Source organism: Bradyrhizobium sp. CCBAU 11434, assembly GCF_028128895.1.
GTDB lineage: Bacteria > Pseudomonadota > Alphaproteobacteria > Rhizobiales > Xanthobacteraceae > Bradyrhizobium > Bradyrhizobium zhengyangense.
Window position 1 is genome coordinate 44,522 of the sequence record NZ_LBJX01000100.1, and the last position, 24,877, is coordinate 69,398.

At 64.1% G+C, this 24,877-nt stretch carries 18 protein-coding genes; 2 read left to right on the top strand and 16 right to left on the bottom strand.

Annotation, left to right across the window (positions count from 1 at the left end; translation table 11 throughout):
• Positions 1-137: 137 nt before the first annotated feature.
• From XI06_RS32690 to XI06_RS32730, 9 genes are all read right to left on the bottom strand, one after another.
• Entirely contained in the window at positions 138-1,265 is a 1,128-nt protein-coding gene (locus XI06_RS32690) for an ABC transporter permease (RefSeq protein ID WP_237863507.1), read from the bottom strand.
• 1 nt (position 1,266) lies between these two features.
• Positions 1,267-4,005: a ribosome-associated ATPase/putative transporter RbbA gene (gene rbbA / locus XI06_RS32695; RefSeq protein ID WP_237863508.1), complete on the bottom strand. Its 2,739-nt coding sequence runs from the start codon at positions 4,003-4,005 to the stop codon at positions 1,267-1,269.
• A complete protein-coding gene (locus XI06_RS32700) occupies positions 3,992-4,903 on the bottom strand; it encodes an HlyD family secretion protein (RefSeq protein ID WP_237863509.1) in 912 nt (303 codons plus the stop codon). The genes rbbA and XI06_RS32700 overlap by 14 nt, the downstream gene beginning before the upstream one ends.
• A 440-nt stretch (positions 4,904-5,343) precedes the next feature.
• Positions 5,344-6,186, bottom strand: a complete 843-nt coding sequence (locus XI06_RS32705) for an ABC transporter permease (protein ID WP_237863510.1) — start codon at positions 6,184-6,186, stop codon at positions 5,344-5,346.
• A 6-nt stretch (positions 6,187-6,192) separates the two neighbouring features.
• Entirely contained in the window at positions 6,193-7,119 is a 927-nt protein-coding gene (locus tag XI06_RS32710; RefSeq protein WP_237863511.1) for an ABC transporter permease, read from the bottom strand.
• On the bottom strand, positions 7,116-8,183 hold the full coding sequence (locus tag XI06_RS32715; protein ID WP_237863512.1) for an ABC transporter ATP-binding protein: 1,068 nt from the start codon (positions 8,181-8,183) through the stop codon (positions 7,116-7,118). The genes XI06_RS32710 and XI06_RS32715 overlap by 4 nt, the downstream gene beginning before the upstream one ends.
• A 66-nt stretch (positions 8,184-8,249) precedes the next feature.
• A complete protein-coding gene (locus XI06_RS32720; protein ID WP_237863513.1) occupies positions 8,250-9,431 on the bottom strand; it encodes an extracellular solute-binding protein in 1,182 nt (393 codons plus the stop codon).
• A gap of 49 nt (positions 9,432-9,480) precedes the next feature.
• Positions 9,481-10,314 (bottom strand): GntR family transcriptional regulator, encoded by an 834-nt coding sequence (locus XI06_RS32725; RefSeq protein WP_237863514.1) that lies wholly within the window; start codon positions 10,312-10,314, stop codon positions 9,481-9,483.
• A gap of 560 nt (positions 10,315-10,874) precedes the next feature.
• Positions 10,875-11,762 carry a VOC family protein gene (locus tag XI06_RS32730; protein WP_271607273.1) on the bottom strand — a complete coding sequence of 296 codons (888 nt, stop codon included), beginning with the start codon at positions 11,760-11,762 and terminating at the stop codon, positions 10,875-10,877.
• A 172-nt stretch (positions 11,763-11,934) separates the two neighbouring features.
• Between XI06_RS32730 and XI06_RS32735 the strand changes: the two genes are divergently transcribed.
• Complete coding sequence (locus XI06_RS32735) at positions 11,935-13,122, top strand: CaiB/BaiF CoA transferase family protein (protein ID WP_271607274.1); 1,188 nt, start codon at positions 11,935-11,937, stop codon at positions 13,120-13,122.
• 232 nt (positions 13,123-13,354) lie between these two features.
• On the opposite strand, the gene XI06_RS43610 is transcribed toward XI06_RS32735, so the two are convergent.
• Complete coding sequence (locus XI06_RS43610; protein ID WP_333909383.1) at positions 13,355-13,537, bottom strand: hypothetical protein; 183 nt, start codon at positions 13,535-13,537, stop codon at positions 13,355-13,357.
• On the opposite strand from XI06_RS43610, the gene XI06_RS32740 reads away from it, so the two are divergent.
• Positions 13,536-16,643: a DEAD/DEAH box helicase gene (locus tag XI06_RS32740; RefSeq protein ID WP_333909384.1), complete on the top strand. Its 3,108-nt coding sequence runs from the start codon at positions 13,536-13,538 to the stop codon at positions 16,641-16,643. The genes XI06_RS43610 and XI06_RS32740 overlap by 2 nt on opposite strands.
• A gap of 937 nt (positions 16,644-17,580) precedes the next feature.
• On the opposite strand, the gene XI06_RS32745 is transcribed toward XI06_RS32740, so the two are convergent.
• The 6 genes from XI06_RS32745 to XI06_RS32770 all read right to left on the bottom strand — a co-directional run bounded on the left by XI06_RS32745 (position 17,581) and on the right by XI06_RS32770 (position 24,813).
• Positions 17,581-18,261, bottom strand: coding sequence for an SDR family NAD(P)-dependent oxidoreductase (locus XI06_RS32745; protein ID WP_237889497.1), 681 nt, complete (start codon positions 18,259-18,261; stop codon positions 17,581-17,583).
• Positions 18,262-18,265: 4 nt separating this feature from the next.
• Positions 18,266-19,471, bottom strand: coding sequence for a sialidase family protein (locus XI06_RS32750; RefSeq protein WP_271607275.1), 1,206 nt, complete (start codon positions 19,469-19,471; stop codon positions 18,266-18,268).
• Complete coding sequence (locus XI06_RS32755) at positions 19,468-20,886, bottom strand: sodium:solute symporter family protein (protein ID WP_271607276.1); 1,419 nt, start codon at positions 20,884-20,886, stop codon at positions 19,468-19,470. Before XI06_RS32755 ends, XI06_RS32750 begins: the two co-directional genes overlap by 4 nt.
• Before the next feature lie 241 nt (positions 20,887-21,127).
• Positions 21,128-22,282 (bottom strand): caspase family protein, encoded by a 1,155-nt coding sequence (locus tag XI06_RS32760; protein WP_237863522.1) that lies wholly within the window; start codon positions 22,280-22,282, stop codon positions 21,128-21,130.
• A gap of 69 nt (positions 22,283-22,351) precedes the next feature.
• A complete protein-coding gene (locus XI06_RS32765; protein WP_237889502.1) occupies positions 22,352-23,500 on the bottom strand; it encodes an amidohydrolase in 1,149 nt (382 codons plus the stop codon).
• Positions 23,501-23,727: 227 nt separating this feature from the next.
• The gene (locus XI06_RS32770) at positions 23,728-24,813 is read right to left on the bottom strand and encodes a mandelate racemase/muconate lactonizing enzyme family protein (protein WP_237889503.1); all 1,086 of its coding nucleotides are present in this window, start codon (positions 24,811-24,813) and stop codon (positions 23,728-23,730) included.
• Positions 24,814-24,877: the final 64 nt, after the last annotated feature.

A 24,877-nucleotide genomic window follows, 5' to 3' on the forward strand; every position in this document is an offset into this window, starting at 1 on the left:
AGTTGATGATGAAGCACGCGGGTGCTACACATCCGCAGTGTCGTCCGATTTTCTTCAGTGTTTTCAGGTGTGTAGCTGCGTTGGCCACCGGCGGAAATCTGGCTCAGTACCCTCCCGCCCCAGCCAGCTCCCAGGATCTACTGCGCCCGCGCCAGCATCCGGCGGAATCGGGCAAGTGCGGCCGCCAGGAAGATTGCGCCAAGCCCGACAATCGCGGCGAGATGCGGCCAGACCTGGTCGATGCTGGCGCCCCGACACAACACCGACTGCGTGAACTGCACGAAATGCACGGCCGGCGAAATCTGAATCGCGACCTGGAGCGGCTGCGGCATGGCTTCGAGCGGAGAGGCCCCGCCCGACAGCATGTTGAGGATGAGGAACACCGGGATCGCGAGCAGCGCGAACTGCGGCATGGTGTTGGCGATGGTCGCGAGAAGGATGCCGAGCGAGGCGATGGCGAAGAGATAGATCACCATGCCGGAGACGAATAGCGGGATCGAGCCCGCGATCGGCACGTGCAATATGCCCTTGATCACGACAAGCAGCGAGAGCGTGCCGAAGAATGCCACCACCAGCGCGTTGGCCCAGATCTTTCCGACGGCGATCTCGTGCGCGCGGACAGGCATGACCAGGAGGTGCTCGATGGTGCCACGCTCGCGCTCGCGAATGACCGCCGCGCCGACCAGCAGGATGGTCAGCATCGTCAGGTTCTCCACCAGCGCATTGATCGCCATGTGCCAGAAGCCTTCCAGGTTCGGATTGAAGAAGGCGCGTTCGACGCTGCGCAGCGGGAGTTCGCGCGCGATGCCGCGGGAATGCACGTAGTTCGTCGTTTCCTGCTGCAGGATCGAGGACACGTAGCCGGCGCCGACTGCCGCCTGTGTCATGGCCGTGGCGTCGATGTTGAGTTGCACCGCCGGATCGCGCCCGTTCAGCACATCGGCCTGGAACCGTGGCGGGATGTCGAGCACGAAGGCATACTGGCCTTCATCCATGAGGCGGTCGACGGCAGAACGGTCGACCGGGACCGGACGGCGGAAATAGGGCTGCAGTAGCGCGTCGGCGATGCGGGTGGACAGCACCGAACGATCGGAATCGACGATGGCGATCGGTGCGTTGTTGACCTCGGTCGTGATCCCCGTCGATTCGCTATAGACGCTGAACGAGAAGGAATAGACCACGAAGAAGGCCAGCACCACGTCACTTGCGAGACTCGCAAGCTCCTTGACGCCGAGGCGGAACACGTTGGAGAGCCAGCGGGTCATTTCAGCCGTCCTGTTTGCGCAACAAGAGGCTCGCGGCCACGAGATAGGCAAGACCGAAGGCGAGCAGGATGAGATGGTTCGGATAGAGTTCGACGAAGCTGCGCGCCTTGGTGATGGTGCCCAGTGAAATGTTCTGGAACCAGAGCGAGGGAAAGCTCATGCCGATGAATCGACCGCTGCCCTGCAGGGCGGCGGCCGGGTAGAGGTAGCCGGAGAAATTGATCGCCGGGACGGTGCTGACGATGGCGGTGACGATGATCGCAGCCACCTGGCTGCGCACGAAGACGGACACGAGAATGCCGAAGGCAGTAGAGGCGAAGATATAGAGCAGGCCGCCCAGCGCGAGCGCGGCAACCGAGCCCTTGACGATTACGCCGAAGGCAAGGCTCGCCAGCACCAAGAGGCTGACGAAACTCGCGCAGCTGAAGAGAATGTAGGGCAGCTGCTTGCCGAGCAGGAACTCCGCGACCGTCGCCGGCGAGGCGTAGAGATTGGTGATCGATCCGAGCTCGCGCTCGCGCACCACGCCGAGGGCGGCGAGCATTGACGGGAAGAGCACCATGAAGATCATGACCAGTCCCGGCGTGAGCGCAAACACGCTGCGGAAATCCTGGTTATAGCGAAAACGCGGCTCGAGCGAGGCCGCCACGAGCTTCGGCACAGCGCCGCGGGTGCGGCGCGCGAGGTCCTCGACATAGGAGAGCACGATGCCGTCCACGTAGTTGCGCGTCGTCTCGGCGTGGAAGGGCGTCGCACCGTCGAGGAAGAAGGCGACCTCGGGCTGGCGGCCGGCGACGAGATCGCGGCCGTAGCCGGGCGGGATGTCGATCACCAGGCGCAGGTCGCCGGCGCGCAGACGACGATCGACCTCCGTCTCGCTGTGCAGGGGCGTCATCTGTCTGAAATAGCGCGAGGCGGCGAAGCTCTCGACCAGTTGCCGGCTGTCGGCGCTGTGGTCGCGATCGAGCACGGCGAAAGACAGGTTCTCCACGTCGAAGGTGATGCCGTATCCAAAGGTCAGAAGCAGCAGCAGCGGACCGAGCAGCGCAAAGCCCAGTCGTACCCAGTCGCGTAGCAGTTCGCGCATCTCGCGGTAGCTGAATGCCCACATGCGGCGCAGCGATGCCCGCAGGCTGTCATTCGGCAGCGGACGGGCTGCCGCCGACGTCGTCCAGACGGCGTGCGCCCCTTCGTCGACCGTCCCGTCGGGATCGGCCTCTTCGAGATAGGCGATGAACGCGTCCTCCAGGCTGGCCGTGTTCCTGGCCTGCCGCAGCTCTTTTGGCGTGCCGACAGCAAGCACCTTGCCGGCGTGCATGAGGGAAACGCGATCGCAGCGCTCGGCCTCGTTCATGAAATGCGTCGACACGAAGATGGTCACGCCGTCGCGGCGGGACAACTCGCCAAGCAGGCGCCAGAACATGTCGCGCGCGGCGGGATCGACCCCGGAGGTCGGCTCGTCGAGGATCATCACCTCGGGGCGATGCAGGCATGCCGCAGCAAGCTGCAGCCGCTGCCGCATGCCGAGCGGCAGGCTCGGCGGCTTGCTGCTTGCCGCCTCGACCAGGCCGAAATGTTCCAGGGCCCGATCGGCAACCTGCTTCACCTCCGCTTCCGCAATACGATAGAGGCGCGCATGCAGCTCGAGATTTTGGCGGACTGTCAGCTCCTCGTAGAGCGAGAAGCCCTGGGACATGTAGCCGACGCGCAGGCGCGTGGCGAGGTCGCCCGCCTCGACGGGACGTCCGAGCAGTTCGGCGCGTCCGTCGCTGATGTCCAACAGGCCGGTGAGCATCTTCATCGTCGTGGTCTTGCCGCAGCCGTTCGAGCCGAGGAACCCGAAGATCTCGCCACGCCGGATGCTGAAGCTGACATGATCGACGGCGACGAAGTCGCCGAACCGGCGCGTCAGCCCCTCGGCCACGATGGCCGGCGTGTCGTCAGCGCTCGGTGGCAAAGGCGCGATGGGCACCATCTCAGGTGCGACGCTGCCGCCGTGTAGCGCGATATAGGCCTGTTCGAAGTGCTGGGTTCCGGTCTGCTTGAGGAGCTCGGACGGAGCGCCCTGCGCCAGCACGCGGCCGGCGTCGATGGCGACGACGTGATCGAAGCGCTCGGCTTCCTCCATATAGGCGGTCGAGACCAGCACTGTGAGCTGCGGACGCTGGGCGCGAATGTCGTCGATCAGCCGCCAGAACTGTCGCCGCGACAGGGGGTCGACGCCGGTGGTCGGTTCGTCGAGGATGAGCAGGTCGGGATCGTGGATCAGCGTGCAGCACAGCGACAGCTTCTGCTTCATGCCGCCCGAGAGATTGCCGGCCGGCCGGTCGGGAAACGGAGCAAGGCCGGTCGCTCTCAACAATTGCTTGATGCGAGCCGCGCGCTCGGTCGCCGACTGGCCGAACAGGCGGCCGAAATAATCGATGTTCTCGGCGACCGATAGGCTCGGATAGAGATTGCGCCCGAGGCCCTGCGGCATGTAGGCGATGCGCGCCATGATGTCGTCGCGGTGGGCGCGCGAAGCGATGTCGCCGCCCAGTGTCCGGATGCTGCCCGCCTGCAAGCGGCGGACGCCGGCGATCAGCGCGAGCAGGGTCGATTTGCCGACGCCGTCAGGCCCGACCAGCGCCGTGGCGCTGCCGGCGCGGACGGACAGGCCGATGTCGGCCAGCGCCGTTACCTTGCCGTAGCGGTAGGCGACCTCGCTGACTTCAACGGCGAAAGGCTCAGCCGGCGACATTGGGCAGCCGGATGGCAAGCCAGGCGGGCCAAGTCGCGTTCGGAGTCACCTGGACATAGGCGTTGCCGCTGAGGCCGGCTTTGACATAGTCCCGGTAGGTGTCGAGCAGCTTCGGGTCGATGGAGAGCTTGACGCGGTACATCAGCTTCTGCCGCTCGTTCTGCGTCTCGACCGTCTTCGGCGTGAACTGCGCCTCGGCAGCGACGAAGGAGACAGTGGCAGGGAACACGGCGTTCGGAACCGAGTCGAGCACGATGCGCGCCTGCGAGCCGAGTGCGATCCGGCCGCTCTCGCCGGTCGGCAGGAAGACGGTCATGTAGACGTCGGAGAGATCGAGGATAGTGACCACACGACCGCCTGCCGCGACCACTTCGCCGGCCTGCACCAGCTTGTACTCGACACGGCCCGACACCGGCGTGTGCAGTTCGGAATCGCTGAGCGTCGCCTCGATCTGCGCGACCTGGGCATCGGCGGCCTCCCTGGCCGCATTGGCTTCGACCATCGCCGCGCGCGCACCCTCGATTTGTGCGGCGGCGACGAGGCTTTGTGCGCGGCGCCGTTCGAGATCGGCCCTGGTTCCGGCGGACGTCTGCTCAAGACGCGTCGCGCGCTGCGTCTCGATCTCGGCCAAGTCGTACTCCGCCTTGCGGATATTGATGTCGGCCTCGGCATGGGTGATGGAGGCTGCGGCGCGCTGAACCGCGGCCTTGGCGCCGGCAAGCTGTGCGCGCAGCTCCGTGGTATCGAGCGCGGCGATCAGCTCGCCCTTCTCAACGGCATCACCTTCCTTGACGCGGACTTGCGCCACCCGCCCGGGCAATTTGGAGGCGATGTCGACGCGCGTCACTTCGATGCGGCCGTTGGCGGTCGCAAGCCCGACAGGGGTCTGCACCGCCATCACTTGCGTCCAGTAGATATATCCGCCTGCAGCAAGCGTAAGCAAGGCGGCGATAGCAAATACTGCGGGGCCACGCATTGTTAGGCGCCATATCTCAACGGTCCGATCGAATGTCTTGAATAGCCTGAGATCGTCGGACCAGCTTGAGTTAGCTCAATGAGGGCGCTGCTTGGCTGGCCTCGTGGTCGACTTGGCAATGACTTGCCCAAGATTTACCCACCGCCCCAGACGCGCTCGCGGTTGGATTTTCGCTGTCAACGGTTGATCCACGATGAGAGGATCTTGGCTCAGAAGAGGGGACTTTTCGGCCTTCTTCCAAACGCCCCTTGAAATCGTTGAATTATCAAACTGATTTTGATTCCGTCATTCGGAGGCCCGGACCCACTTAGCGCGAAGCCCGCGGCGCACTCGCAACAGCGCGGCGGAATTTTTTTGTCATCTTACCTCGCTGCTTCCTGCTTAGCGCGGGCGACCATCTGGGTGGGATCGACGAAACGTAGCGCGATCAGCAGCCAGATCAGCGTGGTGATCATGTAGATGACCGCCATCGCGTCGATCGACTGGCCCGCCCTCACGCCGGCTGCATAGACGGCGTAGTAAAGCGCGACAACCAGCGTCTGGCTATCGGGCCCGGCGGTAAAAAAAGTCAACTCGAACATCGCAATCGTGCGTACCAGTACCAGTAGCAGCGCTGCCAGAATGCCCGGTGCGAGCAGCGGAACCAGGACGTAAACAAACAGCTGCCCCGTCCCGGCGCCGAACACGCGGGCCGCGGACTCGATACGCGGGTCGATTTGCTCGATAAAGGGGATCATCACCAGGATGACGAAAGGCACTGTCGGCACGAGGTTGGCAATGATGACGCCCCAAAATGTTCCGCCGACGCCGAGCCGATAGAGCACGGTCGCGAGCGGAATGCCGAACGTGATCGGCGGGATCATCAGGGGGAGCAGAAACAACAGCATGACGAGCTGCTTGCCGGGGAAGTTGCGGCGGGCCAGCGCATAGGCTGCGGGCACGCCGAACAGCCCTGATAACAGCACCACAGCGCCAACTACCTGGAACGTGGTGATCAACACATCACCGAGCTGAAATTCGTCCCACGCCGAGCGGTACCAGCGAGTCGTGTAGCCGGCCGGCAACCACGTTCCGAGCCATCGCGTGCCGAAGGAGTTGATCACGACCGTCGCAATCATCGCCATGAAGTTGATGATGAAGAAGATAACGGCTGCCCAGATCGCCACGGCCCACAGTCGCTCGGAGATGGTCTTGTCCTGGCCCATTGCCCTTTAGCCCTTTCCGCCACCCGCCGCGCCACGGTAGAACAGGTTTCGCCCCGCGAGTGCCAGCACGACGACGGTGAGTTGCACGAAGCCCATGATCATTGCGATCGTCGCGGCCATGGACGCGTCGTACTGCTCGTAGGCAGCCTGATAGGCAGCGATCGAGATCACTCTTGTATCGCCGGCCGGCGCCCCCAGCAGCACCGCCGACGGAAACACTGAAAACGTTTGAACGAAGGAGAGGCAGAAGTTGACAGCGAGCCCCTGCACCAGCAGCGGCAGCACAATATGGCGGAAGCGCGCTCGGGCCGTGGCCCCGAGCGTTGCGGCGGCCTGCTCGAGCGAGGCATCGATCCCGGTGATATAAGAGAGGGTCAGCAGAAAGGTGAAGGGGAAGCCGGACAGAATCAGGGAGATCATCACGCCGGTGTAGTTGTGCACGAGCCGCAGCGGCGCGCTGATCACGCCCAACAGCATCAGCGTGCGATTCAGCCAGCCCTGCGGACCGAGATAATTGAGCAGGCCCTCGGCGATCAGCACCGTGCCGAGCGTGATCGGGATGACGAGGATTGTCGTCAACAGCCGGCGGCGGTGCAGCTTGCGCACGCGAAGCGCGACCGGAATCGAAACCAGTACGTTGATGATGGTCGCCGGCAGCGCGAGCCGCAATGTCGCGTAAATAGTGTCATAGAGGAACGGGTCGGAGAAGAATTTTCTGTAGTTGGCAAGGAAGTCCCCGGCACGCGGCTTGAATGACAACACCAAACCATAGAGGAACGGATAGACGAAGAGACCGAGCACAAAAAGCACCGCAGGCACCACCAGAAGGGTGATGCCGTCGATGTCATGGAGCGCAAGCCGGACGCGCCAGGGAGTGCGTTCATGAGTACTCTCTTGCGTGGCGCGCGCCAGTCGATCGGAAGTATGGGTCATGATGTGCCCGCATAAATCAGCACGCGGGTCGGATCGGCGGCCAGGAGCACCCGCTCGCCCTTCCGTACTGGTTGCGGTGAGCAGAAATAGAGCTCGGTACCGTCGCTTGCACGTCCGGAGCAGTAGAACTCGCGTCCGTGGTACTGCGCGCTCTCCACAATCGCGGCTACTGGCCCGTCGCTGGCGGGCCTGAGATCGTCGGGCCGAACGGCAACGATCGCCTGATCGGCGGGGCGTTGTTCGATGGCCATCCCTTTGAGCGCAGCGCCGCCGACAGACACCTGAATGCAACCGCTGCCGCCGCCGTCGAGCACGCGCGCGGGCAGCACGTTGCGATAACCCATGAACTCCGCAACATCGGCATGCGCCGGCCGGCCGTAGAGCTCCGCCGGCGTGCCGACCTGGCGCACCGTGCCGTCGCGCATCACGACGATCCGGTCGGCCAGCGAAAGCGCCTCCTCCTGGTCGTGGGTGACATAGATGGTGGCCGAGCCGATCAGGTCATGGATGCGGCGGATCTCCGAGCGCATTTCCAGTCGAAGCTTTGCATCCAGGTTGGACAGCGGCTCATCCATCAAGACCAGCGGCGGTTCGATCACGATGGCACGTGCGATCGCCACGCGTTGTTGCTGACCGCCCGAAAGCTGACCCGGCAGCTTGTCGCCCTGCTGGCCGAGGCGGACGATGGCAAGGGCTTCCTCGACCTTGCGCGCGATCTCCTCCTTTGGCCTGCGTTGCATTGTGAGCCCGAAGCCGATGTTGCGGCGGACTGTCATATGCGGAAACAGCGCATAGTTCTGGAACACCATGCCGAAGCCGCGCTCTTCCGGCTTGAGCCGGTCGATCCGGGTCTGGTCGAGCCAGATGCTGCCGCCGCTCAGCGTGAGCAGGCCTGCGAGGCAGTTGAGTGCGGTCGACTTGCCGCATCCGGACGGGCCGAGGAGTGCAATGAACTCGCCCCGTTTGACGCTCAGGCTGACGCCCTTGAGGGCGTTCAGCATGCCAAAGCTGCGATTCAGGTCCTCCAGCCGGAGCTCGCGGAAGTCACGTCCTGCAATCGACATGTATCAAGAACTCCAGGAGAACCAGGCTGCTCTCATCTGAGGGCCATAAAGGCAGGCCACCCCGCGTCATTTCTTCTTTTGGGCGCCGATCTGCTCATCCCAGCGACCGAAGGCGTAGACGAGCTTATCGGGTGTCAGCGGCAGCTCCTGTGGGTTGCCAGTGATCGCGGCCTCATATTCCGCGCGACCGAATTCCTTGATGACGTCTTGGCTGTCCTGTGGCGCCATCGCCAGCGTGACATCCTTCACTGCCGGTCCCGGATAAAAGTAGCCGGTGTCGTAGGTGGTGGCCTGCGCGTCTTTGCCGAGCAGATAGTTGAGGAGATCGAGCAGCACCGCGAGCTTGTCAGGGCTGACGCCCTTGGGGATACACAGATAGTGGGCGTCGAGAATCCAGTGGAAGCCTTTCAGGAAGAAGACCTTTGCTTCTTTCGGCACAACGCCGAGCGCACGCGGGTTGATGTCCCAGCCCATCTGTGAGGGGATCATGTCGCGCGAACCTTCGCCGAGCTCCTTCATCACCGCGCCCGTACCCGCGGGATAATATTCGACGTTTTGCCCAAGCTCCTTGAGGAACGACCATGTCTTGTCCCAGCCGTCCTTTGGATCCTTCGGGTCTTTGTCCCCGAGGATGTAGGGAAGCCCCATCATGAATACGCGGCCCGGACCCGAGTTGGCGGGACGTGCGTACATGAATCGGTTGGGATTGGCCTTGGCCCAGGCCAGCAACTCCTCGGCCGTGCCCGGCACCTGCTTCACCTTCTCGGGCATGTATTCCATCACGGGGCCTGCCGGACAGAACACAATGCAAACGCCCTGATTGGCCGCGAGCCCCTGCATGGCGCGCGCGCCCGGCAGATAGATATCGTCGAGCTTCGGCAGCTTGTCCGCGTAGTCCTTCACGGTCGGAATCCAGAGGTTCTGGTCGACTCCCGCTGAGAGCGCATCGATGCCGGTCAGCACGCCGTCAATGTCGACCCGGCCAGCGTCCTGTTGCGCCTTGATTTTGCCGGGCAGCTCCGGCGCCGGCGCCTTGGTAAAGGTGATCTTGGAGACGAGACTGGGCTTCTTGGCGCGGTAGGCCTCGATCGCCTTCTGCGTCAAAGCCAGGTTGCCGGCAACGTCGACGATGTTCAAGGAAACGGGGGAGGACGGCAGCGGCGGAGACGCCGCGAAAGCGCGACCGTTGAAGGCGAACGAGCCGGCGAGGCCCGCGACGACGTTGCGGCGAGTAGGTGCAAATGTCATGGCCGTTCTCTCTCCCTTTTGAATTGGCGCGCAACGTCTTGCGCGATGCTTATGGTAAGTTGTCGGCTTGTACTTTCCGCGGCCGCTTCCGGGCTTCTTGATCGAGTGCTTCGCGCCGCGGCTGCAGATTTCCGTCCTCTTCGGCGAAATAGTCGTACTTCCCACCCTTGAGAATCTCGATGGTCTTCAGAATTCCCCGCGTGTGGGTGCGCATGGCCGCGACAGCGCCCTCGCGATCCCGGGCGCAGAGCCCGTCGATGATGAGGGCGTGCTGGGCGATGACAGATGGTTGTTTGTGCAGGATCGTCATAGCGAGATAGCGCACGCGATCCATCTGTGCCTTGGCACCGGCCACAAACTGCCAGGCTGTCGGATGGCCGGCGATCGAAAAAATCCGGGCATGCATGGCCTCGTCGGCGCGGATAAAGCCCTCCTCGTCGCCGCTTCGCTGCAATGCGCGCTGGCGATCCAGAAGAGCCTTCAGGTCATCGGCCTGCCTGGAATCCATCTGCGCGACCGCCTTTTCGACCGCGGCGCATTCCAGCGTCTCGCGAACGAATTGGCTGTCCAAGACCTCGGCGAGTTTGATCGGTGCGACGAACGAGCCATATTGCGGAAATATCTCGACCAGGCCTTCATCAGCGAGCTTGATCATGGCCTCCCGGATTGGCGTTCGCGATACGCGAAAACGTTGGACCAATTCCTGATCGGTTAGGCCGGCGCGTGGCGGCAGGCGACCGCAGATGATGTCGCGGCGCAGGAGGGCATGGATCTGCTCTGCGATGGTATTGCGCCTCAACAGAATTGCGTCGGCCTCGGCGGGTGCGGAGCTGATTGGACGGCCGCCTTGGCGACCGCGATCGCGCGCCGTGCGTCGGTCCAAGCTTTCCTCCCATCTTAGAATTGGAACACTAGTATATTAGTCCGCCCCGTAGCGTCAACTCGTTGGAAATCTGGGTCAAGAGAGCGCCGAGCATCGAAACGGCCGTCAAATTGCTCAAAGAGGCCGGCAGGCTAGCTTACGGCCGAAGATCGTTTGCCAACGCTACTGCTCTTGGGAGCGGACGCCGCGGCCCGAGCGGGTTATGCGAGAATTTGTCCGCATGGATCAGTTTTGCTGTTTTTGCCGTGACTCGCGCGGTCCGGCTCATCGCTTCGATAGCGAACAGCCGAACGACCGCGGGCATTCGTCGGTATGGGCCAGAGGAGAAGTCGTGAGGGCCTTGCTGCCTGGAAGGCGGCAATGACGGTCGACGCCTGAATGGGAGATTCAGTTCGATGTGACCACGCTGCGGGCCGAGCGCATCTCCGAGGCAGACCGCGTCTTTGAGCGCCATGCAGGCACTTTGCGCACTGTCTCCCAAGAGTGTAGCGCATCCTCAGCAATGGTTAGCGCCTTTGGCGGCGGAGGTTCGATCCCTCCCGCCCCAGCCAGGTTGCTCCCTAACCCTCGTATTGATCCGGCCCCATCGCCCACGACGCCTGGTCGTGGCCGTAGGCGTAGTTGCGGTTGTTGACGGCGGGGTTGCGATTGACCAGCGGTCGCATGAACATCGGGTGCGTCGCGCTGCGCACCTCGTGCTCGACCGTGAAGAGAGGCTTGCCGCTGTCGAGATCGACGATGTCGCAGAAACGGTACTGGTACTGATTGTCCTCGCGCGAGATCAAATCGCGCGCCAGCAGCTTGCGATAGGGGCCCGAGAAATCGGTGATGTACATCTGCACATGGTGGCCGTCATAGCCGGGCTGCGGCCGGTCGGTCTCGCGGAACAAGAGGTGCTGGTCGCGGCCGGTCTGCACCGCGGCAACCTTGCCGTCACCGTTGCGCAAGTCCGCGGGCATGCCCATGATTTCTGGATAGAAGGCGCAGATCGCCTGCGCCGATCCCACCGGCACATCGAACTCGACATAGGGGATGCCGATCGTGATGCGCCCGAAGCGCGCCGCGTCGGGTTCATGGACGCGAATGCGGTTGCCCCAGGGGCAGGTCGCCTCGACATAATCATTGTGCTCGGCGTAGGCGAAGGCCGTGCCTTCGAGCTTGCTCTTGACCGAGGCCAGTCGCGCCAGCAGCGCCTCGCGTCCTTCGATGACGAGCCCGGTATGGCCGCGCAGCACCTGTGGCTTGCCCTGCGGCAGGTGAAACTGGCTCCGACCGGCGTTGATCCACATGTTGGTGTCTGAGACCATCAGATAGGGATCGCGGGTCAGCCCGAGGCCCGTGACGTAGAACAGCGTGGCGAGGCGCTGATCCGGAACCGTGATGTTGACGTGCTCGAAATGGATGGCGTTGCCGAGATCTTCTGCGGATCGATCGAATTGTTGCGGCATGGGTGTGCGCTTCCGGCTGGAGGGACTGCTGGCTCCATACTAGAGCAGAATTTCCGCCAGCCGAAACGGGTTGCCCGATCACATCTTGAGAGCGAGGCCGGTTGTGGGCTGCCACCTTGCCGCGGCACCCATTCCCTGTAATCTGCCGGGAAAGACATAAGGAATGAGGCCGATGGGGGGAGTTCTGGACGGCGTGCGCGTCCTCGATTTCGGGCGCTATATCGCGGGGCCATATTGCGCGACATTGCTGGCCGAGTTCGGGGCCGAAGTCATTCGCGTGGAGAAGCGCGACGGCAGCGAGGACCGCTTCGTGGCGCCGGTCGGCGACGGCGGCGAGGGCGCGCTGTTTCTTCAGATCAACCGCAACAAGAAGTGCATCACGCTCGATCCGATGACGGACGAAGGGCAGGAGGTGATGCGCAAGCTGATCGCGACCGCGGACGTCGTCGTCGCCAATCTGCCACCGCAGACCCTGCGCGCGATGAAGCTCGACTATGAGCAGCTCAAGGCGATCAAGCCGGACATCATCCTGACGACGGCGACAGCGTTCGGCGGGCCGGGCCCCTGGTCCGACCGCGTCGGCTTTGATGGCGTCGGCCAGGTCATGTCGGGCTCGGTCTACATGACCGGTGCCGGCGATCCGCCGTATCGGGCCGCGGTGAACTGGGTGGATTTCGGCACCGCGCTGCATTGCGCCTTCGGGACGCTTGCCGCGCTGATCGAGCGCGGCAAATCCGGACGCGGGCAGATCGTCGAGGGCGCGCTGCTGGCGACCGCTCTGTCCTTCACCAATGCGACGCTGATCGAGCAGGCGGTCATCAACGTCAACCGCGTTCCGACAGGCAATCTCGGCCAGACCGCCGCGCCTGCGGATATCTATCGCACCAAAGATGGCTGGGTGCTGTGCCAGGTCACGGGTCATCCGCTGTTCAAGCGCTGGGCGAAGCTGATGGGCGAGGAGGAGCTTTGGCTGAACGATCCGCGCTTTGCCGACGACATCAGCCGCGGCAACAACGGCCCTGTCATCAGCGAGCGCATGGCGCGCTGGTGCGCGATGCGCACCACGCAGGAGGCTGTCGACACGCTCGGCAAGGCGATGATACCGACCGGGCCGGTCTTAAGCCCGCAGCAGGCGCTGGATCATCCGCACATTCGCGCCGCCGGCTTCTTGCAGGACGTCGACTATCCCGGCTTGCCGAAGCAGGCGCCGGTTGCGCGCGCTGCCGTCAGGCTCTCGGAAACGCCCGGCGAAATCGCATCGCGTCCGCCGACGCTTGGCGAACACACTGATTCCGTGCTCGCGGAACTCGGCTATGACAAGGCCGCGATTGCAGCGCTGCGGCAGAGCGGCATCATTTAGCCGCGACGTGATCACAAGAGTGGAAATCGGCCGGCGCGTCTGCTAGACGACTGGCGGCTCATCCTCGCGCATTGTGCGTTTGCCGGCGACCTCTGCGTCGCACGAGGTTGGTGGAGAGGCGCATGTTCGTGCGCCCCATCCCATATGCATGACCATTCGCAACCGAATCAACATGAGCTCGGTGGCGCCTGGCATTGACGATTGCTTACGACGAGAAACGGATTCACGTGCGTCATTCCAAGCCATTGCGGCCAGCCAAGAACGCAGCAATCAAGAAAGCGGCAGTCAAGAGTTCGCCCAAGAAGCGCGCGCTCGCAAAGAGCCCGACAAGCAGGCGCACGCCAGCCAAGTCTTCGCCGAAGCCGAGCAAGGGCGCGCAGCGCGCCACGATCTCCTCGTCGTCGCCGCTGGGCATGATGGCGCTGCATCTGCTGGCACAATGGAAAGAGTCCGGCCGCGGCGGTCTCGCGTTCCTCGCCGAGAGCGAGAACAGGGCGGAGCGACTCGGCAGTATCATTCATGCGCTGGACCCGTCCTGCGAGGTCCTGGTGTTTCCGCGGCTGAATACTCTGCCGTTCGACCAGTTGGAACCATCGCGCGAGATCGCGGGCCGTCGTGCCTCGGTGCTGCGGCGCCTGGCGAAAGCCAAACAGCCGATCTTCCTCATCTCCACAGCCGAAGCCGTGATGGAGCGCCTGCCGCCCGCGGCGAACCTGTTGCGCCTGAACACGGATTTGAAGGTCGGCGGCACGTTTTCCGAGGGCGAGCTTCGCGCCCGCCTGGAAGAGCTGGGCTACGATCTCGACGACGAGCCGGATTACCCGGGCGGTGCGCTGTTTCACGGCCAGACTTTCGAGATCTTTCCGGCCGGAGCGCTGGGGCCGTTCCGGGTGGAGCATTCCGGGCGCGCCATCAAGCGGATCGTGGCGTTCGACCCGCAACAGCACGACATCATCTTCGAGACAAAAGAGCTTCTCGTCGATCCCATGTCGGAACGAACAGCCCTATCAGGGGCGCGCGCCAGGCGTGCGACGCTGTTCGACTATTGCGGCAAGGCCAAGTGGATTGCGGATGCCGGCGTGTCCGATCATGCCGATGCCTGGTTGAGCACGATCGAGGAGGCTGGCGGCCGCGCTGACAGGGAGCGCGAATATCTGGCGCGCAGCGACTGGAAGCAGGCGACCCGCGGCATGAAAGTGCTGGCGCGCATCTCTCCGTTCCAGCCGACGCCGGAATTCTCAAAACTGTCGTCCGCCAGGAAGGCCCTGCGCGCCTTCGTCGAAGAGATCAGGCGCGTCGGCTCGCGCTTCATCTTCGTCGCCGCGCAGGAGGAAGACCTGCGCATGATGGAGCGGATGAGCGGCGTCAAGACGGAGCGCGTCGCCGATTGGGCAGAGGCCGAGGACGCGCGCCATCGCGACGTAGCGCTGCTCGCCGATCTCGATGGCGGCTTTGTCATTCCAGGCAAGAAGCCAACCGTCGTGCTGACCGCGACCGACGTGCTCGGCAGCCGCGCACATCATCCGCAACCGATGGCACGAAGCTGGAGCGCGGCGTTCGATCATGCCGACGTGCCGGAGCAGGGCACGGTGGTAGTGCATCTGCAGCGCGGCATCGGCGTGCTAGACGGTCTTCAGACCGTCAACACCGGCGGCGGGGCCATGCGCGAGATGGTCCGCCTGTCCTTCGCCGGCGACAATGCGGTCCTCGTGCCGCCGCCTGATCTGGCGCTGATGTGGCCGTATTCGACCGAGCGGGGCAAGCTCGCGCTCGACAAGGCCGATGGCAGCACATGGTGGGCGCGCCGTAGCGCGGCCGAGCAGGAGATCCAGGCCGCCGGCAAGGTGCTTGCCAAGCACATCAGCCAGCGCAAGCGCCGCAAGGCAGAAAAGCTGGTCCCGCCGGGGGCGCCTTACGAAAAATTCGTCGCGCGCTTTCCTTATTTCACCACCATCGATCAGGCCAAGGCGATCCACGACGTTCTGGACGACCTCGCATCCGGCCATCCCATGGACCGCGTGATCTGCGGCGACGTCGGCTTCGGCAAGACCGAGGTGGCGCTGCGCGCGGCGGCGGCCGTGGTGCTTTCGGGCAAGCAGGTCGCGATCGCGGTGCCGACGACCGTGCTGGCGCGGCAGCATGTTGCGACCTTCCGCAAGCGCTTCGCGCCCCTCGAAATCGAGGTCGGCAGCCTGTCGCGCGCCACCTCGGGCGCCGAGGTGCGCGAGACCAGGGAAGGCCTGCGCAGCGGCCGGATCAAGATCGTGGTCGGCACGCAGGCGCTCACGTCGAAGGACGTGAAGTTTGACGATCTCGGCCTTGTCATCATCGACGAGGAGCAGCATTTTGGTGCGGCCGAGAAGGCAAAACTCTCCGGGCTCGCCAAGAATGCACATACGCTCTGGATGAGCGCCACGCCGATCCCGCGCACGCTCGCCGCGGGTCTTGCCGGTTTCAGGGATCTCAGCCTCATCGCCTCGCCGCCAGTGCATCGTTTGCCGGTCGCAACCAAGATCGCGCCGTTGTCGGATGCTGCCATCGCCTCGGCCCTGCTGCGCGAGCAACGGCGGCACGGCCAGAGCTTTCTGATCTGCCCGCGCATCCAGGATCTCGAGCCGATGCTGGCGCGGGTGCAGGCGGTGGCGCCCGATCTGAAGATCGTCTGCCTGCACGGCAAATTGCCGGCCGATGAGATCGACGAGCGCATGATGACCTTCGTCGAGGGTAGGGCCGACGTGCTGCTGGCCACCAACATCGTCGAGAGCGGTCTCGACATCCCGCGCGCCAACACCATCGTGGTGTGCTGGCCGGAAAATTTCGGTCTCGCCCAATTGCACCAGCTGCGCGGGCGCGTCGGGCGTGGCGGCATCCGCGCCTTCGCCTATCTCCTGACCGAGTCGGCCTCGGGGCAATCAGAGAAGCGGCTCGCCGTGCTGGAAGAGTTCAGCCGGCCGGGCGCGGGCTTTGCCATCAGCGAGCGCGACCTCGATCTACGCGGCGCGGGCGACCTGTTCTCGGAGCAGCAATCCGGCCACGTCCAGGTGTTCGGCCCGGTGCTCTACAGCCACCTCCTGAAGATGGCCTCGGAGAAGGTCGATGACGGCATGTCCGTGGTGTGGGTACCCGACCTCAATCTGCCGATCGCGGACATGCTGCCGCCGAGCTACGTGCAATCCAACCCCGTGCGGCTGGAGCTCTATGCCCGCGCCGCACGCTGCGCCAGCGAGGACGATCTCGACGATCTCGAAGAGGAAACCTCGCGCCGCTTCGGACCGTTGCCGCAGGCCGCCCGCGATTTCTTTGCGGCGGCGCGACTGCGGCTGGATTGCAAGCGCCGCGGCATCATCCGCCTCGACGTCGGGCAAAGCGCGGTGGCCGCGACGTTCCTGCCGGGACGGCTGCGAAAGTCCAAGGGGAAGTCGCTGCAACGCGATGGCGACCGCGTCATCTACCACAGCCAGACCCGCGATGCCCCGTTCGACATGGTCGAGGAATTGTTCGAGGTTCTCGACGAGACGTGAAGGGGGCGTGGACTCATAGAGGCCATGTCTGGTCCGGAGGACCGAGCGGAAAGCATCTACGTGGTTTGAGCTTTACAGGTTTTGACCCGAAGCGAACTCTTTGGTCATGGCTTTCTGGACCTTACGTAAGCCGAAATTGACGTTAATCCAAAAGGAATGGCGATTGCGGCTACGAAAACGAAAAGGAAGAATGCCGAGTAGACCAAGGCATCTAGCCCAATACTAAATATCCGATAAAGCGCGCCCGAAATCAGCGTCGCCAACAGCGTCAAAAGGACCAGCACGTACGGGTGGATGGGACGAAGTGTGAAAACTCCGAACCAAAGGAGTGCGAGCGCAGGGTAGCAGAGCGTTTTCGGGTCTTGATATCCGCCGAATAGAAGCCCGAGGCCTAGAGCCGCAACCAAGATCAAGCCAAGTGCTTTGCCAGCCCACATCTCCTTTCTCCACGATCAGTCGCTAGAAGAGTTCATCAGCAATTCGAAACCGCTACGGGCCGTGCATCAGTTGATTGCGATAATCCTGAATGTATGCCGCCAATACGATGAGGGAGCCGCCTAACCAGACAATCATTGGCAAAATCCGGCTATGCCAAAACGCTCGGTATTTCTCGTCGGTTCGCCAACTACGTCGGCGATGCCATCGCTCCTGAGCCAATTTCCGGCTGCTAAGAAGCCGATTATTGCCATACCCCCAGCGACAAACATTCCGACCTCGGGAGAGCGAATGTACGCCATCAAAATCCTCTCCCAAGAGTTGAATTGTTGGAATAATACACTCCTTTAGGAGAACGCCAACTTTGATGTCAAATACGGATACCGCGAGGTAAAGAACGCTGGCCAATTGCGACCTCAAGAGAATGTCCAGTTCTGGTCCGGTATTTGGAGGTTGACCGGAGATCGGTCGACCTGCCCCTCAAATGCGGACGCGCCCTGGTCTAAAGCGAGCTGCCGCCACAGATCACGAACTGCTGCCCGGTGATGGCGGCAGCTTCGTCCGAGAGCAGGAATGCCACGGCGGCCGCGACTTCCTCCGGCTGAATGAAGCGGCCGATCGGCGGCAGCTTTGGCGCGATGGTGGCGCGCGTCGGGTCCTTCAACATCGGCGTCTCGGTCGCGGCGGGCGCGACGACATTCACCGTGATGCCGCGTGGCGCGAGCTCGCTGGCCCAGGATCGCGCCAGCGCCACCAGCGCCGCCTTCGTTGCGGCATATTGACCGCGGCCGGCTGCGCCCGATGCGGTGCGGCTGCCGATGAAGACGATGCGCCCGCCCTTCGGCAGGCGCGGCGCCAGCGCATCGGCGAGGCGTTCGGCGACATCGACATGTAGCCGCCACATCGCAGCGCCGTCGTCATGGTCGAGCGATCCGAGCGGGGCGACCTTCAGCAGGCCAGCGGCATGAACCAGCGCCGTCGGCGCGAGATCGGCGACGGCAGCGGCAATGGAATCGACCTCTGCAAGATCGAGCGACAAATGCTCGAACGCCGGATGATCGAACGTGACAGGCCGGCGGCTGATCCCGGTGACGCGCCAGTCGTCGCGCAGCAGGCGCTCGACGATCGCTGCGCCAATCCCCGAGCTGGCGCCCGTGACGAGCGCGTGTGGCCGCTTGTCCATCGCTTCAGCCCCGCGTCACCCATGGCTCGGTCACGCGGACATATTTGATCGCGCGGCGATGGAACGTGAAGGCCATGTGGATCGCGCCGTCGGCGGTCTGCTTGACGGAGGGGTAGGACAGCTCACGATTGGTCTGGTCGCGTGAATTGTTGGTCATGCAATAGCCGTCGCCAATTTCCACATTGCGCTTGCGCCAGCTCTTGCCACCGTCGGCCGAGATCGCCAGCGTCATCGGCGCCCTCGGCGCGCCCCAGAACGCAGTGCGTCCATCCGCCTTGCTGCCGTCGCCGGCGAGCACGGGCGGAAGGTCGTCCTCGATCTCGTCATAGAGCGAGAGGCGCCGCCCGGTTGCGTCCTTGGCGCTGGAATCGTTGAAGACCAGCGCGAGATGGCCGTTGCCGAGCCGCGTCAGTTGGATCGAGGAGTTGTTGTTGGGCAGCGCGGTCGCTTCAGGCGCCGACCAGCTGCGGCCGTGATCGGTCGACCGGCTCTGATAGATGTTGTCGGCCCAGCGGCTGCGATACATTGCCAGCAGCGAGCCGTCGTCGAGGCGCACGATGCTCATATGCACGCAGCCGCGGCTGCCTGATACCTCGACATCGCGCCAGGTCTTGCCGGCATCGGACGAGATCTTCACCGCGCTGGTGTCCTCGTCGCCGTTCCATTTTTGGCCCGGAGTGCTGTGGCAATAGAACACCGGCAACAGCCAGTCGCCATTGTCGAGCACGACGATCGGCTGGCGGATGAAGGTGCCGCGGCCGCGATATTCAGGAAACAGCGTTCCGATCGGGCCCCAGCTCTTGCCATGATCGCGCGAGAGGCGGCGGCGGATGATGGCGGTGTCCTGGTTGCCCGCAAGCTGCGCCGTCCACATCAGCCACAGCGTGCCGTCGGGGGCAGGGAACAGCACCGGGTTCTGCTCGGAGCGGCCGGAATCATCCGACAGTTTTTTCGCGGGCGACCATTGCGTCGCGCCGCGCGGAAGCCGCGAGAAATAGACCGAGATGTCGGACATGCCCTCCTGCGTGCCGCCGAACCAGACGCAGGCGAGATCGCCATTGGCGAGCGGCATCAGATTGGCGGCGTGGTTCTGTACGCAAGGCGAGGGAATGAAGGCGTCGAACCTATCGGGATCGCCGGCCGCCTGGCGAACGGTGCCGTCGGCCGCGATCTCGAGTTCGTTGGTCACGACCTCGGTCCCGATGGTCATGTCGAAGTCCTTTCAACGAAAGCATTGGATTGCGCCGGCTGTGGCGCAGCACCCATCACCAGGCGCTCGATCGCCATCACCACCAACGGCGTCACCGCGGCGATGTACATGTTGTCGACGCCGAAGGGATTGCCGAGCAGGTACCAGACCGTGGTCGAGACCGCAGCGCCGATCAGGCCGGCTGTGGCGCCGCGGTTGCTGGCGAACAGCGGCAGATAGAAGCCCAGCATCGCCACCATCGTGATCGACAGCCGCAGCGCGCGCGTGAAGAACGACAGTTTCAGGATCTCCGGAATGAAGAACACGAACACCAGCGGCACGATCGCGATCACGATCGAGAACACGCGCGTCATCTTCAACTCGCGCTCCGGCGTAGGCTTCCAATAGGGCACGTAGAAATCGCGCACCACGAGCGAGGCGATCGCGAGCGCCACGGTGCAGACGCTGACGAAGATCGAGGCGACCAGCGAGGTCGTCACGAAGGCGGAGGCCAGCGGCGGCATCTTCTCCAAAAATACCGGCAGCGCGTAGAGGCTGTTCATGTCGGGATAGAGATACTTCGCGGCAACGCCGATCAGCGCGAGCAGGAAGCCGAGCGGAAGGCAGAACGCCGCCGCGTAGTAGGTCGCCCTGCGGGCCTCATTCGCGCTCGGCGTCGAGGAGATCGCCTGCACGATGAACTGCGTCGAGAAGATCGCGCCCACGGTGCCGAAGGTCCAGGCGAAGATGGTGGCAAAGCCGATCTTGCCGTCCCAGCTGAAATAATAGGCCGGCAGCTTGGCCTGCATCGGCGCGATGCCACCGGTCAGCGACATCGCGACCGCAAAGATGATGATGACGCCGACCACCTTGAAGGCGCTGTGCAGGATCGTCACCCAGGCGACGCCCTTCAGTCCGCCGAAGACATAGTAGAAGGTCGAGACCACGGCGATGATGCACATCGCAACCGGCAGGCTGACATGCAGCGCGGTGGCGATCGCAGCGGCGCCGCTGACGTAATTGCCGACATTAACCAGCAGCAGCGCGTAGATCATGATCACCGACACCGTGAGCATGGTCGACTTGCCGTATTTCTGCGCGATCGCCGCCGAGATGGTGTATTCGCCGGAATTGTAGAGCTTCCTCACCATCAAGAGGCCAAACAGCAGGAAGCCGATCGAGGCGCCGAGCACGGCCCAGCCTGCGGCCATGCCCGACTGGAACGCTTCCTGCGCGGTGCCGACGGTCGATTTTGCGCCGACGAATTCGCTCATCATCAGCACGCCGACGACCACGGCCGGCATCGCGCGCGAAGCGGTCATGAACTGATCGCTGGTGCGGCTGCGCAGCTTGAACGTGAGCCAGGAGGTGAAGGCGATATAGGCGACGATCATCGCGATGACGAGCGTGCTGTCGCCGTTGAGGATGGCTTGCATCGGTGACGTTTCCTCTGGTGTTGCGGACGCGGTGTTGTGATCCCGCTTTGCCCAGCCAATAAAAATGTTCGGAATGCGAACAAATGTTGTTGAAATTCATTAAACCTGCCCGTGCTCGGCGCGTCAAGGCGCGGGGGGCCGAGCAGTTGGGAAAATCCGGGTTCCAGGAGCAGGGTTGGCGCTATGACGCCGCCGTAACTGCGGCCTTCAGCGGGGAGCCATCATCGTGCGAATGTGCGAGCTACTCGGCGCCACGCTTCCAGGCGCCGGTGCCGAGCTTGCCTGTGATGACAGCCAGCGTGTCGTGGATCTCGTAGGCGCCGCCATCGCTGTAGTTCGACAGGCCCCTGGTCGCGTGCAGGGTCCAGCGGCCGTTCGCGGCGGTGATCGTGCCTTCGTGCGGACGCGCCGAGCGCTGCGGCTCGGCGTGGAAGCGGTAAGTGCCATCGCCCATGATCTGCCAGATCCAGCGTGATTGGCCGCGGCCGCTCGGCACCATGATCTCCCAGGTGCCGACCAGCGCGGGATCGATCGCTGGCGGCGTCGGCGTTTGCGGAGCAGGGGACACGGCAGCTGGTAGCGGGCCGGGCGGGGCCGCCTGCTCGCTGCCATCGGCTGGCCTGCCGGCGAGGTAGATCGCCTTGCGTGACAGCGAGCCGTAGACGAACGGCTGTTGCTCGTTGCGCGTTGCCTCCATCACGTCGTCGCGGACATTGCGGAACATGAAGGTGACCTCGACGCCTGATACCTCGATATTGCGCAGGAGCGCCGCCGCAAACGGGCTGTTGCGCGCGTCGCCGTCCAGCGCCGTGGTGCCGTCGCGCGCGGCATAAGCGACGAGAACGTTACCAACAGGCTCGATGCGGCCGAGCCCGCTCGCGGGAGCTGCGCGCGTGGCGATCGACCTGTTCATCTTTGCCGCAAACGGATTGTTGCGGCAGGCGTCGAGGATGACGAGGCCGAGGCTCGTGGTGTTCGACACCTGCAACATCACGCTCTGCAAATTGATGGCTTCATTCGCCGCGTCCGTATCCCGCTTCAGCTCCGCGTCAACGGGGATCAGCCAGTTCTCGCCGTTGATCTCCATGCCATGGCCGGCGAAATACACAGCCGCCATGTCGGCTCCGGCGGCCTCGCGCCCCAGCGCGATCAGGCCGCGCCGCATCTCGTCGAAGCTCGCATTCGTTGCCAGGGTGACGGTGAAGCCAAGTCGTTTCAGCGCCGCGGCAATGTCGCTCGCGTCGTTCGGCGGATTGAGCAGCGCCGGTACGTTCCTGTAGGCGCCATTGCCGATGACGAGCGCGACCCGCCGGCCTTCGGCAGTTGCGGCCGCGCGCGCCGCGCCCGCAAACACCGACGCCGCCGTCAATCCCGAAACGAATTCGCGCCGGTTCATCCTGAACTCGCTGGCTCGACCGCGTCTCGATCCTAGCGCAACCGCTCCGGCGGAGCCACAGGCCCTCGCTTAGTTCGCCGACAGCGCCGTCTTGGCGACCTCAGCCATCCAGCCCGATGCCACCGGCAGGATCGCGTCGTTGAAATCATAGCGCGGGCCGTGCAGCTCGGCGCCGTCGCGCAAAGGTCCGTTGCCGATCCACACGAATGCACCGGGCCGGTGCTTGAGATAGAACGCGAAATCCTCGCCCGCCATGCTCGGCGCGAGATCGCGCCTGACCTTGGCCCGCACCTTGTCCGCGGCCATGCGCGCAAGGCCCGCTTCCTCCGGCGAGTTGATCGTCACGCCGACGCCCATGACGATATCGGGCGTCACCTTGACGTCGAAGCTCGTGGCGATGCCGGCGCAGATCTCGGCGATCCGCGCCAGGATGATGTCCTTCACGCCATTGCGGTGATGCCGCAGCGTGCCGCGGATCGTGACTTTCCCCGCGATCTGGTTGGGCGCGGTGCCGCCCTCGATCGTCGACAGCGAGAGCACGGCGGTGTCGAGCGGATCGACGCTGCGCGACACGATTCCCTGCATCGCCACGATCAGATGGCCGGCGGCCATCACGGGATCGCGGGTCAGATGCGGCATCCCGGCGTGGCCGGCATGGCCCTCGATGGTGATGGTGACGCGTCCGCCCGAGGCCATGACCGCACCGTCATGGACCGCGATGGTTCCGGCCTCGAGACCCGGCCAGTTGTGGAAGCCGAACACGCGCTCCATCGGGAAGCGCTCGAACAGCCCGGCCCCGACCATCGCGCGCGAGCCGCCAAAACCTTCCTCGGCCGGCTGGAAGATGAAGTCGACCGTGCCGCTCCAGCTGCTGTCGGCGGCAAGCAGCGCGGCGGCACCGAGCAGCGAGGCGGTGTGCCCGTCATGGCCGCAGGCATGCATCACGCCCGGATGTTTCGAGGCGTAGCTGAGGCCCGTATCCTCGGTGATCGGCAGCGCATCCATGTCGGCACGCAGGCCGACGCGACCCTCGGCTGAACCGCGCGTCAGCGTCGCGACGATGCCGTGGCCGCCGATGCCTGACACGAAGGGAATGCCGAGCTCGGTGAGTCGCTCCTGCACGAAGGCGGCGGTCGCCTTTTCCTGCAGGGATAGCTCGGGATGGGCATGCAGATGCTGGCGCCATGCGGTCAGTTTCTTGTGCAGTTCGGGGGGCAAGGCGGGCTCTCTCGAAGGGTGTCGGCTGCCTCCACTCTAGCCGATTATCCACGCTCCGCATCAAGCCCCTTGGAATGCCTCGCGTGCAGCAATGCGCGCCATATCGCCCGTCATTCCGGGGCGCGCCTCTCGGCGCGAACCCCGAATCCATCGCGCAGCTATCTCTGTGGCCCGATGGATTCCGGGCTCGCGACTTCGTCGCGCCCCGGAATGACGAGCAATGGGTATCACACCAGCTTCGCCAGTCCCTTCCAGTCGAAGCCGATGCCGTGGCCGGGGCGTGCCGGGGCCAGCGCCTTGCCGTCCTCCAGCACCAGCGGATGCTCGATATATTTGTCCAGCCCGAAACCGTGCGCCTCGAGATAGGAACGGTTCGGGCAGGCCGCGAGCAGATGCACGGTGATGTCATGCGCGCCGTGGCTGGTGACGGGCAGGTTGAACGCCTCCGCCAGCCGCGCGATCTTCATGAACGCGGAAACGCCGCCGCAATTGGTGACGTCGGGTTCGGGATAGGACACCGCGCCCGCGGTGATGTAGTTCTTGAACTCCCACAGCGAGCGCAGATTCTCGCCCGCCGCGATCGGCACGCCGCCGGCCTGCATGATGCGTGCGTGTCCGGCGACGTCGTCGGGGATGATGGGCTCTTCCAGCCAGGTCAAATCATGCGGCACAAACGCGCGCGCAGCGCGGATCGCTTCCTCCACCGTCCACTTCATGTTGGCGTCGGCCATCAGCGGAAAGCCGTCGCCGAGATGTTTGCGCATGGCCGCGACGCGCGCGACGTCGGATTTGAGATCGGGCCGGCCGACCTTCATCTTGATGGCGCGAAACCCCTTGGCGAGATTGCCGTCGGTCTGCTTGAGCAGCGCTTCCACGGAGAGATCGAGATCGATGCCGCCGGCATAGCAGGGCACGCGCGCATCGAAGCCGCCGAGCAGCCGATACAGCGGCAAGTTCGCGCGCCGCGCCTTCAGGTCCCACAGCGCGATGTCGAGCGCGGACAGCGCCAGCACCGTCGGCCCGCCCCGCCCGCCATAGTGCAATCCCCACCAGACGTGATGCCAGAGCGCCTCGGTGTCGTCGGCCTCGCGGCCCTCGACCAACGGCGGAATCTCGCGCTTCAAGATGTCTGCGATGGCGCCGCCATTGCGCCCGACCGTGTAGGTGTAGCCGACGCCCTCAGCGCCATCGGCATCGCGCACGCGGCAGGTGATCAGCTCGAACGCCGACATGTCGCCATGCGTGGAATCGGACAGCGTGACGGGCAGGGGGATCCGGTAGAGTCCGGTCTCGATATCAGCGATGCGCGGCATGTGGCCTCCCTGTATCTTCTTTTTCTTCTTCTTCGTAGGGTGGGTTAGCTAGCGGCTGCGCGAA

Bases quoted from the DNA above. Each gene is read 5' to 3' on its own strand.
- XI06_RS32690 (WP_237863507.1), bottom strand. From the start codon at position 1,265: ATGACCCGCTGGCTCTCCAACGTGTTCCGCCTCGGCGTCAAGGAGCTT.
- rbbA (WP_237863508.1), bottom strand. From the start codon at position 4,005: ATGTCGCCGGCTGAGCCTTTCGCCGTTGAAGTCAGCGAGGTCGCCTAC.
- XI06_RS32700 (WP_237863509.1), bottom strand. From the start codon at position 4,903: ATGGCGGTGCAGACCCCTGTCGGGCTTGCGACCGCCAACGGCCGCATC.
- XI06_RS32705 (WP_237863510.1), bottom strand. From the start codon at position 6,186: ATGGGCCAGGACAAGACCATCTCCGAGCGACTGTGGGCCGTGGCGATC.
- XI06_RS32710 (WP_237863511.1), bottom strand. From the start codon at position 7,119: ATGACCCATACTTCCGATCGACTGGCGCGCGCCACGCAAGAGAGTACT.
- XI06_RS32715 (WP_237863512.1), bottom strand. From the start codon at position 8,183: ATGTCGATTGCAGGACGTGACTTCCGCGAGCTCCGGCTGGAGGACCTG.
- XI06_RS32720 (WP_237863513.1), bottom strand. From the start codon at position 9,431: ATGACATTTGCACCTACTCGCCGCAACGTCGTCGCGGGCCTCGCCGGC.
- XI06_RS32730 (WP_271607273.1), bottom strand. From the start codon at position 11,762: ATGCCGCAACAATTCGATCGATCCGCAGAAGATCTCGGCAACGCCATC.
- XI06_RS32735 (WP_271607274.1), top strand. From the start codon at position 11,935: ATGGGGGGAGTTCTGGACGGCGTGCGCGTCCTCGATTTCGGGCGCTAT.
- XI06_RS32740 (WP_333909384.1), top strand. From the start codon at position 13,536: ATGATGGCGCTGCATCTGCTGGCACAATGGAAAGAGTCCGGCCGCGGC.
- XI06_RS43610 (WP_333909383.1), bottom strand. From the start codon at position 13,537: ATGCCCAGCGGCGACGACGAGGAGATCGTGGCGCGCTGCGCGCCCTTG.
- XI06_RS32745 (WP_237889497.1), bottom strand. From the start codon at position 18,261: ATGGACAAGCGGCCACACGCGCTCGTCACGGGCGCCAGCTCGGGGATT.
- XI06_RS32750 (WP_271607275.1), bottom strand. From the start codon at position 19,471: ATGACCATCGGGACCGAGGTCGTGACCAACGAACTCGAGATCGCGGCC.
- XI06_RS32755 (WP_271607276.1), bottom strand. From the start codon at position 20,886: ATGCAAGCCATCCTCAACGGCGACAGCACGCTCGTCATCGCGATGATC.
- XI06_RS32760 (WP_237863522.1), bottom strand. From the start codon at position 22,282: ATGAACCGGCGCGAATTCGTTTCGGGATTGACGGCGGCGTCGGTGTTT.
- XI06_RS32770 (WP_237889503.1), bottom strand. From the start codon at position 24,813: ATGCCGCGCATCGCTGATATCGAGACCGGACTCTACCGGATCCCCCTG.